The sequence below is a fragment of the Nonomuraea sp. B5E05 genome, from assembly GCF_039880665.1.
Taxonomy (GTDB): Bacteria; Actinomycetota; Actinomycetes; order Streptosporangiales; family Streptosporangiaceae; genus Nonomuraea.
The window spans coordinates 21257-35330 of record NZ_JBDPMJ010000032.1; the positions used below are offsets into that span (position 1 = coordinate 21257).

Below are 14074 nucleotides of genomic sequence, written 5' to 3' on the forward strand. Positions count from 1 at the left end.
TCGTCCCTGTACACCTGCTCGCCCGCGACACCGGGTCCAACTCCGACGGCGTCCATGGCCCGCTCGGCGCGCTGCTGGCCGCCGTCGAAGGCGAGCTGGACCTGCTGGAACGCGACCTCGACCGGCTGCGCGACGGGTTCTTCATCGAAACGTGCGCGGAATGGCTAGTTCCCTACCTCGCCGACCTGGTCGGCCTCGCCGAGCCGCCGGCCGACATGGGAGCCACGGTCAGCCGCCGCGCCCTGGTCGCCAACACCGTCGCCTACCGGCGGCGTAAGGGCACGGTGGCGGTGCTCGAACAGGTCGCCAGGGACGTCACCGACTGGCCGGCCCGCGCGGTCGAGCACCATCCGCTGCTCGTCACCGCCGCCCACATCAACCACGTGCGCCTTGACCGGCCCGCCACCGCGTCGCTGCGCGACGCCGCCCGCGTCGAGGCGGCCGCGCTGATCAGCCCACCCGGCCCGGGCGGCGCGTTCGACCCGCTCCCCAACACCGCCGAGGCACGCCGCATCCCCAGCCGACGGGGACGTTACGGCGTTAATCACGTCGCCGTCCACCTGTTCCCCACTCAGGCGTACGAAGTGGGCGCTCCCGACGTGGACGTGCCTCTGGGCTCGAACGGCGGCTGGGCGACCGCACGCGCCGACGGGGCGGAATGGACCTTCGACCCGCTCGGCCGGGCGGTGCCGCTGTACGCGCCGGCCCTCCGGGAGGAGGCCATCGAACGACTGGCCACCGAAGCTGACCTGCCGCTGCCACTGCGCCCACGCCGTCTGAAGAACCTGCTGGAGCAAGCCCGCTCTGGCTCGCTCCCCGCGTCCTCGCTGCCGCTAGGGATACGGCTGCGGGTCGGCGGAGTGGACCAGCGCGACCTCTCCCCTGACCGGATCCGGGTGTGCCGGCTCGAAGATCTCGCCTCGGGGCCGGAACCGCAGGTGATGGTGGATCCGGTGCAGGGCCGGATGCGGGTGTACAATGCCACCGCCCCCGACGCGATCTTCGTCCGCTCGCCTACGGCGCGCTCGCGGACGTCGGCGCGGGCACCTACGATCGCACCGCGGCCCACGAGGCGCTGCTGGCCATGGGCTCCGGCGCCCCGGTCACCGCGCCCGACCCCGACGCTCCCCTCGCCGTCGGCCAGATCGAGGTCCACTCCGGCACCCCCGCTCGGACCGGCAGCGTGCCCACCATCGCCGCGGGCCTGGCGGCGGCCGAGGCGTTGTGGGGCGCGGCGGGCAGCACCGCCGTCAAGGGCACGTACGTCGTCTCCATCGCCGACAGCGCCGCCTACCCCGGCGACCTCGCCGTCACCGTGCCAGCCGGCACCCGGCTGGTGCTGGTGGCCGCCGCATGGCCGGCCCGCCGTCCGCCCAGCGGCGAGGTGCTCGCCGCGGTTCCCGGCCGGTACGCCCCCGGTGGGCTGCGCCCGCACCTGCGCGGCACGCTGCGGATCGACGGAGGGCTTGGAAGCAGTGTGGTCGTGGACGGCTTGCTCATCGAGGGAGACCTGGTCGTCGAACCCGGCAGGCTCGCTCACCTCACCGTCGCGCACACAACCATCACCGGCGCCCTGCGGGCCGGCTCCACCACCCGCCGCCTTCACCTGCGGCTCAGCCGATCGGTGGTGGGCGGGGTCGAGCTCGCCGGCACCGTGCCGCTGCTCGCCGTGGACACCTCGATACTCGACGCGACGGCCGGCGGCGGCAGCGCCCTCACCGGCGACGGCGTGCACGCCTGCCTGGAGGGGACCACGGTGCGAGGCACGACGCGGGTACGCAGCCTCGACGCGTCGAGCTGCGTGCTCGACGGTCTGGTGGAGGTGGCGGACCGCCAGGCCGGTTGCCTCCGATTCAGTTGCGTCGCCCCCGGCTCGCGCACCCCCCGCCGGTACCGATGCGTGCCCGACGACGGCGCCGTTCCGGTGTACGCGGCCACCGATCCCGCCTCCCCCGCCTATCCGGCCCTCGCCGGATCCTGCTCGGCGTCGATACGGGAGGCCGGCGAGCACGGTGCCGAGCCGGGCGTCCACCACCACCTCCGACGGCCGCTGCGGCTCCGGGCGGCGGAACGGCAGCTAGCTCCGTACCGGCCGGCCGGCATCGAACTTGGGATCTTTGGGAGCTGACGTGCAGGGAGACTTCACCCGCTGGACGTTCGACCCGCGTGAGGGTTATCGATCGGTGCTGCTCCAGCAGGGCAGGGTTCTGCTGGACGCCGAGTGGAACGAACAGACGCAGATCACCGCCCAGCATGACGAGGTACGGACCCGCGACGCCGTCGGGCAGGCCGGCGGGCCGCTCGACGGCGCCGGGTTCGACATCGTGGACATCAGCGGGGCCGTCCCCAAGAAGACGGCCTGGGGCGACCTGCGCATTACTCCTGGCCGGTACTACGTGGACGGCGTTCTCGTCGAGGCCGCCCCACCCGCCGACGGCGGGGTCGGTCATAAGCTCGCCGACCAGCCGTACCTGCGCTGTGTGGGCGACGACCTGCCCGGGCTGCCGGAGCCGCCGGGCGACGGCCGCTACGCGGTCCTGCTGGACTGCTTCAACCAGCACGTCACCGCCGATCAGGTGCCCTCGCTGCTGGAATCCGCCCTCGGCGGGCCGGACACGACGACCCGCGCGCGCACCGTGTGGCAGGTCCGCCTGGTCGAGGTCGCCGCCGGCGCCACGTGCGCCGACGTGACGGACCCGCTGTGGCGGGACCGGACACCGCCCACGATGACCGCGGCGCTGCCCGAGGTCGACTCCACCGCCGACCCCTGCCGGTTGAGCACCTCCGGCGGCTACCGTCGACTGGAGAACCAGCTCTACCGGATCCAGGTACACGATGTGGGCACCGGCGGCATCGCCCGTTACCTGTATTCCCGGGAGAACGGCAGCGTGGTGGCCGGACTGACCGCCATCGGCTCGTCCTCCGCCGCGGGCATGGACGCCGAGCTCACTCTCAGCAGGATCGGCCGGGACGAGGAGCTCTCCTTCCGCCAGGGCGATCTGGTCGAGGTCACCAGCCCTGACCGAGAGCTGCACGGCCTGCCAGGCCACCTCGCCACCGCCGGCCCGCCGGACGGGCTCGCCCTGCCCGTCAAGTGGGCCGCCACCGGCCCCGCCGACCTGGCGGCGCTCGGCAGCACACCCATCGTCCGGCGCTGGGACGGCCCGGCCCAGCCCGCCAACAGCAGTCCCGACGAACTGGACAAGGCCGGCATCGAGGTCCGGTTCGGCGCCGGCGACTTCCGGACTGGCGATCACTGGCTCGTTCCCGCCCGCACCATGCGGCTCATGTACGGCATCAGCGCGCTCTCCGGCACCATCGAATGGCCCGAGGAAGACAACAAGCCGCTCGCTCTCCCGCCTCTCGGCCCGGAGCACCACGTCGCGGTGCTCGGCATACTCGAACGCGGCACCGCCGCCGGCCATGGCCGCTGGACCCTGGAGGAGAGCTGCCGCCGGCTCACCCCGCCGCTGACCGAGCTGGTCACCATCGACCTGCTCGGCGGCGACGGTCAGCAAGCCCCGGCCGGTCAGCCGCTGCCTGAGCCGGTACGGGTGGTGGTGCGCAACGGCGGAGTGCCGGTGAAGGGCGCCAGGGTCAAGTTCTCCGCCACGGGTGGCAACGTGGCCACCGGCGTACCCACCACCACTGATCCGGCGAAGGATGTCTTCCCGACCGACGAGAACGGCCAGGTAGACGTGCGCTGGCGGCTGCCCGCGACGGGCTCGGACACCCAGGTGCTCACCGCCGTACGCTTGGACGACGCCGGTCAGGCGGTCGGCGCCGAGGTCCGCGTCACCGGCCGGCGACAGGAGAAGCCAGGCGACTCCGTCTGTCTCGTGGTGCGGCCGGAGACGGACCTGGTCCAGCTCTTCGCCGGTCTGTCCGGGGTGCCCGCACTCGAACTGTGCCTGACCTCCGGGACGTGGGAGCTGAGCGCGCCGGCGGTGCTGTCCGGGGTGGGCTGCGTGCGGATCACCGGGGCCGGCGCCGTCATCACCAAGATCCACTCCACTGCGGGGTCCGCGCTGCATTTCGTGAACTGCGGCGAGGTCTGCGTACGCGATCTCTCGGTGGCGGCGCGGCCCGCCGAGCGCGATCACCGAGATGGCGCGCTCACCGTCCAGTGCGCCGGTCCCGCGCTCGTGGAACGGGTTCATGCCAGCGTCACCGACGCGCCCACCGCCACGGCGACCGGTATCACCGTACGCGGCGGTTATCGGCCGGTGAGCCGGACTGTGGTCCGAGATTGCCGGGTAATGGTCGGTCATGCGCAGACAGGGGTGCTCGTGATCGACAGCGAGCGCACGGACGTGACCGGCTGTGACATCTCCGCGGCCTGCGACGACGTCCCCGACCCGTGGAGCCGGTTCCTCGAGTGGCTGCGCGACCCGCGGTTCGCCCGCCTCGTGGCCCGGCGGGCCGTACACCCGCTGCGTACCCAGGACGATGGTGATCCACTTGGGCTGCGCTACGGCTACTCGTTCGTCAACGAATTTCCGCCGCGGTTCGGCACGGAGATCGACGATGACGAAGGGTGGAGCGACTACCTCTACGGCAGCAACTCCAGCACCGTCGCGGAGCTCCAGACGTCCGTCCGTGACGATCTGATGCTGCCCGACGTTCTGGCCAGGTTCTCCCCCAAGTTCGTCAACTGGCTGGGCGGCGGCGTGTACCACAACCTGGGCGTCCTCCCGGTGGCCAGTGCCGGCATCACCGTCGCCGGCAGCGCGGCCGGCGAGGTCCGCGTCCGCGACAACACCGTCACCGGTGCCCTCGCCGGGATCACCGTCGCGCTTAGGCACCGCGACGGCGCGCCGCGGACCATCCAGCACGCCTGGATCTCCGGCAACACCATCAACCCGCCGTGGCGTGCCCCCACGGCCTTCATCCACCAGGCCATGTCCATCGGCCACTGCCGTCGCCTGGACGTCACTTCCAACGTGGTCGACTTCGCCGGCAACAAGCCCGTCTACCCGATGCAAGGCCTGCGCTGTGCCGGGCGGCTCGGCCCGCACGCGGTGGTCGCGGGGAACATGTTCCACGGCACCACGAACGGCATCCGCGTAGAGGCCGGCCCGCCTGATTGGCCCATCCTGCGGGTGGCGCGCGACAACATCTGTACGAGCGGACCCGCTCTGATGGAACCCGCCGGGGTGTGGGTGGCCGAGGGCAACGTGAGCGGATGAGGTTCGCGCAGAGCACGCGTCCGCCCCGGTCGGCCGACCGGGGCGAACCCGAGTCCGCCCGGGACGAAACAGCCGGGCGGGCACCCCGCCGATCCGCCACGCCGCCGCGCAGCACGCACAGCGTGGCGCGCATCCCCGTGCACGCCCCGCCCGATCCCGCGGCCGAGCGTGACGCCCACGCCACCGCCGACCGCATCGTGGCAGCGGAACGCGCCCGGCCGAGGGGCACGCCGATCGGCTCGGCCGGCCGGCCGAGCCGCGTGACGGCCGCACCGCCTCCCGGCCGGCCGAGCGCCAGAATGGCCGCCGTGCCCGACGCCCGCCTGGGCCCGGGCCGCCCGTTGAACAGTGCCGAACGCGCACGGTACGAACCGGCCCTCGGCATGAGCCTCACCGGGGTGCGCCTGCACGACGGCCTCGCCGCGAAGCTCGCCGCCAAGCAACGCCGCGCCCACGCCTTCACCTACGGCAACCACGTGGTCCTCGGCGCCGGCGCCGCGCCGTACGCCACACCCGGCCGGGACCTGGTGCTCGCGCACGAGCTGGCCCACGTACGCCAGCAGGCCCGCCCCGCCGCCGGCCCGGCGGGGGCGACGACCGAGCACCCGGGCCGCGGCCCGCCGGCGCCGCCCGTCCGGTCCGCACCGCTCGGCGTGCAGTGCTTCGAGCTCGCCGACACCTCCGTGGGCCGGTTCGCCTCCGATACCGCGGGCGACGTCGCCGCCATGGGCCGCGACGCGCTCGACACTGCCCGCGAGGTGCGAGGCGAGATCACCGAGAACGCCATGGAGGCGGCGGCGTCGGTCGTCGACCGGCTCGCTCCCGGGCTTCTTGAGCTGCTTCGCGGCGGCGTGCTCGGCCAGGTGCGCGAGCTGCTCTGCACCGGCGTCAACACACTGGCCGTCAGGCTGTTGTCTCGGCTGGGCGACATCGATCCGATGTCCGCCATCGAGACCGCTTTCACCCGTCTCGCGAACGATGTCAGCGGCGTCCAGGCCGAACTTGGCGGTGCCGCCCGCGCGACCGTCGGCACGCTGCTGCGTCCGGTGGTGGACGCCCTCCAGGAGTGGGACGGCCCGATCCTCCAGAACCTTCGATCGGCCGCCGCAACGGTCAACGACCTCTTCCTCGGCTTCTGGGACAATCTCGCGGTCCCGGCACTCGATCTGCTCGGTAAGGTCGGCGGCGCCGCCTGGGAGTCCTTCACCCGCCTCAGCTCGCGGCTCTGGGACCTCGGCGCGCCGATCCGCGCCGGCGCCGAGTACGTGTGGAAGTGGCTCACCACCCAGTTCGGACTGGCCTGGGACAGCGCAGAAGGGGTTCGCGGTTGGCTGGCGGGCCTCGCCGACTCCGCCTGGGAAAAGCTGCGCGCCACCATCGCGCCGATCCGCACGCCTCTCATGGTGGCCGCCGGGGCGCTGGTCATGCTCTCCCCGCTCGGGCCGGTCGTGATCCTGACGCAGGTTCTGCCGCCACTCTGGGACAAACTAACCTGGCTGTGGGCGAACTGGAATATTAACGACATTCTGGTCGCCGCCCGCCAGGTGTTGCTGGAGCGCGTCCTGCCCACCGTCATCGGCAAGGTGAGCGAGGCCGCGGACACCATGGCCGCCGCCGCGACCTGGCTCGCCGACGCGGCCGGGCAGGTGGGCACCGCGATGAGCGGCGTGTGCGGCGCGTTCGGCGCCAGCGCGTGCCTGTCCGCCGTGTCCCTCCTGCTCACCGGGGTGGCCGGACAATTCGCCCGGATGGCCGCCTGGGCCCGTGGCGGATTCAGCGGACTCGTCAAGGCCCTGCGCGCCGTCTTCGACGCCCTCCTCGCGATCTTCCGCCCCATTCTCGACTTCCTGGTCCGACTGGCCATGGTGGCGGCCAACCCGCTGATGCTTCCGGTCGCCCTCACCTCGGTGATCTGGCTGCTCTGCCCGGACGACCTCAAGCCGCCGGTGATCGCCTTCGTCCTCGACCTGTTGATCACCGTGATCGGCGGGATGCCCGTCCTGATCCCCGGCCTCGGCCCGCTCGGCGTTCTGATCCAGGAAGCCGTGGTGGGCTTCCTCCTCCAGCTCCGTTATGGCGAGAAGATCGACGACAAGCAGCGCGTCGAGGCCAGCAACAAGATCGCGAGCCTGGCCGCAGGCGGGGGGCCGGCTTTCATGGCCGGCATGGCCTGGGGCATCGTGCAGGGCGTGGTGGACGGGATCATCGACCCGTTCCGGCTGCTGTTCATGCTGGCCGAGTTGCTGGTCGCCGGCTCCCGCGCGGTGGCCCGCATCGTCGCGAGGTACGCTCCGGCCCTGGCGATGCCCCGGCCGCCGACGTCACCCGCCGCCCCGGGAACAGCCACGGCGTCCCCCGCCGCACCGAGCGCGGTCGAGACTGCGGGAGGTTCTGCGGTGGGCCCTGCGGCGCAGCTCGCCCCCGTGCCCGGCGAGCCGACCGACGCGCAGATCGTCGCCTTGCTGTCGCAGGACACGCTCAACGCCGTGGCCGCCGACGGCATGGAGCCCGGCCTCGACCCCGCCACCCTTGAGAACACCATGCGCGACGAGGTGAAGAACTCCGGGACCACGGTGACCGGCCTGGGCGAGCTCCTGGGCGACGCCTGGACCGCGATGGTGGCAGGCGCCCAGTCACTCGGCGCCCGGGCCGCTTCGGCACTGCTGGGATTCATCCTGTTGCCGGACTACGAACTGGGTAAGAAGATCGGCTTCGTCAGCGGCTTCGTGCTGCTCCAGGCCCTCACCATCTACCTCACCGCCGGAGGCTACGCCACCGCTAAGGCAGCCGAGACTCCGCTGCGGATCCTGCTGCGCCACCTGCTGCGCTTCCTCGACCTCGGGGGCGAGCTGTTCGGCCTCCTCAGCCGGGCACTGCGCCCGCTGCGCAAGCCGCTGATGCGGGGAATCGGCTCCGCCCGCAAGTTCCTGAGCAGGTTCCGGTTCGCCGCCGACTTCTTGACCTGGCTCGAGAGCCGGGCCGGACGCATGCTCGGCCTGAGCGACGAAGCCGCCGGTTCGGCGAGCCGCGCCACGCGGGAGGGCGTCGAGACCGGGGCCTCCAAGCAGGCCGCCGAGCAGGCCGGCCGGCGGTCCGCCGCCCGGGAGGCCGACGAGCTGGGAGGGGGAGTGCTCCGGGCGGTGGACGAGCCCGGGGTCCCGACGATCGCCGACGACATCGCCAAGGCCGCCCAGTTCCCAGAGGCGTTGGGCCGAGCAGCGATGATCAAGGGGCTCAACGATGCCGTCGACACGCCGGTGCCGGTTCTGCTCGGCCTGCTGATGACACTCAAACGGCGGTACAGGTGGATCGAGACGTTCAGCGCCACCCCTATCGTTCCCGGCGTCTACGAGGTCGAAATGGTGGCCAGTAGCACTTCTCTGGGCCGGTACACCACTGGCCCCCGGGAGGCACGCGAGTCGCTGTCCCGGATCGCCCAGAAGTTCCAGAAGGAGCTGGAGACGAATCCTGCCATCCGCACCCGGTTCCGCCAGATCGCCGAGTCCGCGCACGCGGATCCCGAGGGCGCCGCGCGAGCCGCCGCAGCTCTCGAGCAGAGGCTGACCAGCCGAACCGGGCGCGGGGTAGCGGACGTCTTCGAGCAAGCACAGATGCCAGGCGGGGGAATCGACCCGAGGGCCGTCCCCGAAGGTCTGTCTCCGCTGGACAGGCCACGCGGTGCGGCTCCCATCGAGAGCGGGGCACAGGGCACCTTCGGCGAGGCCCGGCACGCTCTCGAAGTCGGCGCCGCCGTACCCAGGCCGGCGAACCAGCTCGTCTCGCCGCTCCGGCAGGCGGAGCTGCGGGCCAAGATCCTCAGCAGGCCGCGGGGGGACCGCAGACTGGCCGAACTCGCCGCCGAGTTCCCGCCAGAAGGGGCCGCACAGGTGTACCTGCCGACCGGCGGACGCGGTGGCCGGTACATCGACCACATGTTCATGGACGGGCCGACGGTGGTGCTGCGCGAAAGCAAGAACGTCAAGGAGTTCCGGCTCGTCGGTCGCAGCGCTACGCAGCTGGCCAAGGACATGGAGATCCTGGCCCAGTTCACGGACTCCCGGGTCGAGTGGCGAATCGTCGGGGCGATCGACGACGCGACCCGCGCGACGCTCGACCTGCTCGTCGACATGCACGGCGGGCGCTTCCGCTACGTGCCCGGCGCGCTCTGAACAGCGGTCAGGACGGTCCACGACCGCCGAGGGAGCGCCCGTTCTTGGCCAGCTCCCAGCGGGTGGCGACGGCCAGTTGCTCCGCGGTCACCCGGTCCTCGCCGGCCCCCAAGTACGCGGCGGTCAGCGCCGCCGCGGCGATGCCGCCGCCGGGCAGATCGACCGCGGCGAGCCTGGCCGGGGCCACCCCGTCGACCGGCATCCCGTCGGGAAACGCCCTGCGCCACATCGTCTCCCTGGCCGTCCGGTCCGGGTAGGGAAAGGTCACGACGATCCGCAGCCGGCGCAGGAACGCCTGGTCCAGCACGGAGCGGGCGTTGGTGGTGAGTATCGCCAGGCCCGTGAAGGATTCCATGCGCTGGAGCAGGTAGCCGACTTCGAGGTTGGCGTACCTGTCGTGGCTATCGCGCACTTCGGTGCGCTTGCCGAAAAGGGTGTCCGCCTCGTCGAACAGGAGCACGGCGGCCCCGTCCTCGGCTGCGTCGAAGACCCGGCCGAGGTTCTTCTCCGTCTCGCCGATGAACTTGCTGACCACCTGGCTGAGGTCCACCACCACCAGATCCAGGCCGAGCTCGTGGGCGATCACCTCGGCGGCGAGGGTCTTGCCGGTGCCGCTGTGCCCGGCGAACAGCGCGGCGGTGCCCAGGCCGCGGCTGCTCTTGCCGGCGAACCCCCAGTCGTGCAGCACCCTGGTCCGATGCCGCACGGCGGCGACCAGCGACCGGAGCTTCTCCAGGTGCGTGGCGGGCAACACCAGATCGTCCCAGCCGGCTCGGGGGCGGACGACCCGGGCCTGCGTGCCGTAGCGGCTGCGGGAGCGGGCCCGGCAGGCATGCCACAGCGGCGTGCCGCTGGCCGTGTCGCCCGCGGCCAGCTCCACATCGGGCAACGCCAGGTCGAACACCCCGGCGACCGTGGCCGCCTCGTCGTCTGGACGGGCGGCCGCGTGCCTGTCCAGCGCGGCCTTCAGAGCCGCGACCCGCTCGGGGATGGGCAGTCGCGGCACCGCGACGTGTACCCCGTCGGCGACGGCGGTGTCGAAGGGGCCCAGCACCGCGACCGGGGCGGACAACGTGCCGAGGGCGCGTACCAGGGCATGAGTCTCCGCGGGCTGGGCTCCGTCGGCGTCGAAGGCCCAGGCGGCGGGCGCCAGGATGCTCTCCCGGCCGACGAGGCGGAGCAGCCGGTCGCGGTCGCGTACCGCCGATGGGAGGTCGGCCACGGAGATCACCCGCAGGTCTCGTCCCGCGGCCTTCGCCGCCGCGGCGGCGACCACCGGTAGATTGGCCGGCTGAGGACCCTGCAGGACGACGGGCCGGCCCCGTTCCCACACCAGGCGAATCGTCTCGGCCGCGGTGGCGAAGGACGGCGGGAGCGCGTGCATCGGCTGCACGGGGCGGGCGATGGCGGCGAGGTCCGGTTCGAGATAGCGCACGCCCATCAGATGGTGCAGCAGGCGTTCGTCCGCGGCCAGCGGGCTGCCCGTGAGAGAGGCCGAGTCCAGCAGGCGGATCAGCTCCCAGCGGCGCAGCGGACCGTCCGGGGTGATCGCGCTCCAATGCGCGCCGGGCAGCGCCGCCAGGGCGAACCCGAAGGTGGGACGAGGCTGCCCATGCGCGGCGGTCAGCTCGTCGGCCACTTCCCCGGCCAGTTCCTGCCCGACCGCCAGCAGCAGCAGCGTCCGTTCGAATCCGGTCAACCGCAACGCGGCGGCGAGCTCGTCCAGCGCCGAGGGGCGGTCGAGCAGGCTCCGGGCCGCTATCAGCCGCCGGTCCGCCGCCGCCACGCTCTCATGGGCTTCGCCCGGGTAGGCGGTGATCCGGACCCTCAGGACGTCCAGCTCGGCGACCAGCGCCAGCCGATTCGCCTCCTCCCAGGAGAGGTCCAGGGCGCCGGAGGCATCATGAACCTGGGCGCGGCGGCGCCCGGCGCCGGTCATGGCACGGTCAGGGCGGGCCCGCCGTAAACCTCTCCGACCAGTTCTGGCACACTGTCCACGCCGTCCACCCGTACGCGGATGAGCCACTCGCCGGCCGGCACCTCGTCGTCGGTGATGGTCAGCCGGTCCAGGGGCGCGGCGTCCGGAGCGAGTGGCGCGAAGCGGATGCTGACCACGTCCGGCTCGCCGGACGGGGCGGATGTGAGCCTGCTGAGCAGGATGGTGGCCGACTGCCCGCCGACCAGCGGCGGGGTGACCTTCAGCTCTCCGGCGTCTTCGGCCAGCGCCACACCGGGGCGGACCAGCAGCGGCAGCGCGTTGGATGTAGCGTTGACCCTGGCCGGAACGGCACCGGCGGCCGAGGTGATGTGCGAGACCTGGACGCCGTGCAGCCCGGCCGGCACCGTGCCGTCGAGCGTCACCTCCAGTTCAGCGGCGGTGCCTCCGGCTTCAGGCGTGAGGATGGCGGGGCCGACCCGGATCCGGGTGATCTGCTTCGGACGCCCACGCAGTCCGGCGCCACGCAGCACGATCCGATCACCGGTCACGGCGGCGCCGCGCGGACCGGCGATCACCTCGGTCAGCACGACGGGGCCGCCAGCGACCACGGACACCGTCCGCTGCCGAACCGGCAGCGGCCTGCGTGGCGCGACGTCCGCCTCCACCAGCGCGGCCGTCGCCACGTACGTCTGGGAGAGCTGGTGCGGGGTGGAGAAGGTGGCCCACAGCTTGGACATCTCCTCCAGCGACAAGGCGTACGGTGCGATCTTGACCCGTTCCATCTGGTCGGCGAGGTCGGACTCGGCCAGGAAGTCGGTCGGGACGTTGACGGAGTACAGCTCGATCGCCTCATTGATCACGTCCCGGGTCAGGATCGGCGTGACCGCCAACGCGATCACGGCACGGCCGAGCAACCGCTGGGCGTCCAGCGACTCCGCGTCCCCGTAACAGGTGAGCAGGTAGTACAAGTCGAGAGCGGCCATGGGTCTGCGGACGAGGCCGCCGTCACTGCCACGGGTGGGCAGGTCGGTGAGGTTCCAGGCGTGGCTGGGGCGGACGTCGTACAGGTGCAGGTTGATGCCCGGCGCAGCGGTGATGGTGGTGCCGGCGAGCTCACCGGGAGGCAGCGTAGTGACGGTCGCGCCGCCGACGGAGCCGGGATGGTCGGCTTCGAGGGCTCGCTCCAGCACGTAACGCAGGGTCGAGGTGACCGCCGCGATGGCAAGGCTGTTGCTCATCGATCCTCCCTGCGACGGGCGAGGTAGGCCGCGTGATCCACGGTGGAGGGGGGCTGGGGTGGCGGTGCCGGGGGTGGCGGCGCGGCCGCCCGGGTGACCACGACCCGGTCGATGCGCAGGTGGACGTCGCCGATCGGCGAAGGACTCGCGGGCACGCAGGGCGCCCCGAGGGTACGGGCGGCCGGCCGCACCTCGCTGGTGCGCACTTCGGCGGTGCCGGGCTTCGGCGCCGCTCCGGCCGTCGCCAGGCGGTCGACGAAGATCAGCCGATCCCGTGGCTCCACCACATCGCGCGCGACCAGCTCCGGCCCGAGATGCTCGCGCAGCAGCCTGGCCACATCCCAGACGGGAGCACGTACGGAACCGGCAGCCGGAGGATCAGCGGGCGACGGTGCGCTCGGCGAAGGCGCCGGGCCGATGTCAGGTCCGGGCGAGTCCCGGTCGTCGTCAGGCTCCGCCGGCAGGCTCTGCTCCTCATGAGACCGGACCCGCGGACTCTGGCTCTCGGAGGACCGGACCGGCGAACCAGGCGGCTCCGACGGCGTCGGGGGCCGGCCCGCCGTCGGCTCGGGGATCGTGGTCACGCTCTCGGCCGGCCCGTCCATGGCCGCCTGCGGTGTCCGCGACAGCGGTCCGCGAGCGGTGCCGACCGTGGAGCGCGGTACGGACGGCCTGGTCGACGCGATCGCGGGCCGTCCCTCACCCGTCTCGACCGGCCACTCCGGCAGTGGCACCTCGAACGGCTGGGCTACGCGGAGCCGCGCCAGCGGCTCCCTGCCGGTGGCCCGCCGCGCCATCCGGGTGAAGAAGCCGCCGCTCACGCGGTCCGTCCCGCCGCCAGCGCCAGGTAGGCCCGCCGACGGCCGGCCGGCAGCGCGAGGATCTCCGCCTCCGCCCAGCCGAAGGCGGCGGCCAGGGTGGCGACCTCCGTGAGCAGGGCCGGCGCGCGGGCGGCGACCCGTTCCCACAGCAACTCGGCCACGTCGAGTGAAACGGCGACGATGTTCTCGCACGCGGGGCAGCGGGCCCGCAGCATCACCGCCGCGGCCCCGGCCAGCTCCTCGGCGACCGCGTCGACGGCTCGCAGTTGTTCGGCCGTGAGTTGTGCCGGGCTGATCGGCCCTCCCGCCGCGTCGCGGACACAACGGGTGAGCAAGGTGGCCAGGGCATCGTCGGCCTGTGCGGCCACCAGCAGGTCGCGGGCGCTGGGAGGCCGTACTCGCAGGGTGCCGCCGCAGGCTTCGGCGCACTCACCGGCGGGCAGCTCGGTGATCGGCTCCAGCGGCAACGCCGCCTCGAGCAACTCACCGCAAACACAGGTCATCATCACGTCCGCGACGCCGCCGAAGGCGTCGGCGTACAGCCGGGCGGCGAGCGCCGCGACTAGCCCGACGGGCATCTCCAGAGCGGTGCCGAGGTCGGGCAACAGCCCGACGGAGTGCAGCAGCACCGGACCGCGGGTGACCGGTGGCGCCGGCGCGGCGTGCTCCCACGCTTCGAGCAGACGTGCGGGGTCGTCCAGGGTGGTCATCGCGGGCG

Annotated in this window: 8 protein-coding genes; 3 read left to right on the forward strand and 5 right to left on the reverse strand. The window is 72.7% G+C overall.

Going from position 1 to position 14074, the window contains the following annotated elements; translation table 11 throughout:
• Window positions 1–164: 164 nt before the first annotated feature.
• Entirely contained in the window at window positions 165–560 is a 396-nt protein-coding gene (locus ABGB01_RS38965) for a hypothetical protein (protein ID WP_347778741.1), read from the reverse strand.
• A 524-nt stretch (window positions 561–1084) separates the two neighbouring features.
• Here ABGB01_RS38965 and ABGB01_RS38970 point away from each other — a divergent pair.
• The 3 genes from ABGB01_RS38970 to ABGB01_RS38980 are packed head-to-tail and all read left to right on the forward strand — an operon-like array spanning window position 1085 to window position 9358.
• On the forward strand, window positions 1085–2128 hold the full coding sequence (locus tag ABGB01_RS38970; RefSeq protein ID WP_347778742.1) for a hypothetical protein: 1044 nt from the start codon (window positions 1085–1087) through the stop codon (window positions 2126–2128).
• Between the two features lies 1 nt (window position 2129).
• Window positions 2130–5189, forward strand: a complete 3060-nt coding sequence (locus ABGB01_RS38975) for a DUF6519 domain-containing protein (RefSeq protein WP_347778744.1) — start codon at window positions 2130–2132, stop codon at window positions 5187–5189.
• Complete coding sequence (locus tag ABGB01_RS38980) at window positions 5186–9358, forward strand: DUF4157 domain-containing protein (protein ID WP_347778746.1); 4173 nt, start codon at window positions 5186–5188, stop codon at window positions 9356–9358. The genes ABGB01_RS38975 and ABGB01_RS38980 overlap by 4 nt, the downstream gene beginning before the upstream one ends.
• A gap of 7 nt (window positions 9359–9365) precedes the next feature.
• Here ABGB01_RS38980 and ABGB01_RS38985 read toward each other — a convergent pair whose 3' ends face one another.
• The 4 genes from ABGB01_RS38985 to ABGB01_RS39000 are packed head-to-tail and all read right to left on the reverse strand — an operon-like array spanning window position 9366 to window position 14066.
• Window positions 9366–11297, reverse strand: a complete 1932-nt coding sequence (locus tag ABGB01_RS38985; protein ID WP_347778747.1) for an ATP-binding protein — start codon at window positions 11295–11297, stop codon at window positions 9366–9368.
• On the reverse strand, window positions 11294–12535 hold the full coding sequence (locus ABGB01_RS38990; RefSeq protein WP_347778748.1) for a DUF4255 domain-containing protein: 1242 nt from the start codon (window positions 12533–12535) through the stop codon (window positions 11294–11296). The genes ABGB01_RS38985 and ABGB01_RS38990 overlap by 4 nt, the downstream gene beginning before the upstream one ends.
• Window positions 12532–13356 carry a hypothetical protein gene (locus tag ABGB01_RS38995; RefSeq protein WP_347778750.1) on the reverse strand — a complete coding sequence of 275 codons (825 nt, stop codon included), beginning with the start codon at window positions 13354–13356 and terminating at the stop codon, window positions 12532–12534. Before ABGB01_RS38995 ends, ABGB01_RS38990 begins: the two co-directional genes overlap by 4 nt.
• Window positions 13353–14066: a hypothetical protein gene (locus ABGB01_RS39000; RefSeq protein ID WP_347778751.1), complete on the reverse strand. Its 714-nt coding sequence runs from the start codon at window positions 14064–14066 to the stop codon at window positions 13353–13355. Before ABGB01_RS39000 ends, ABGB01_RS38995 begins: the two co-directional genes overlap by 4 nt.
• Window positions 14067–14074 lie beyond the last annotated feature (8 nt).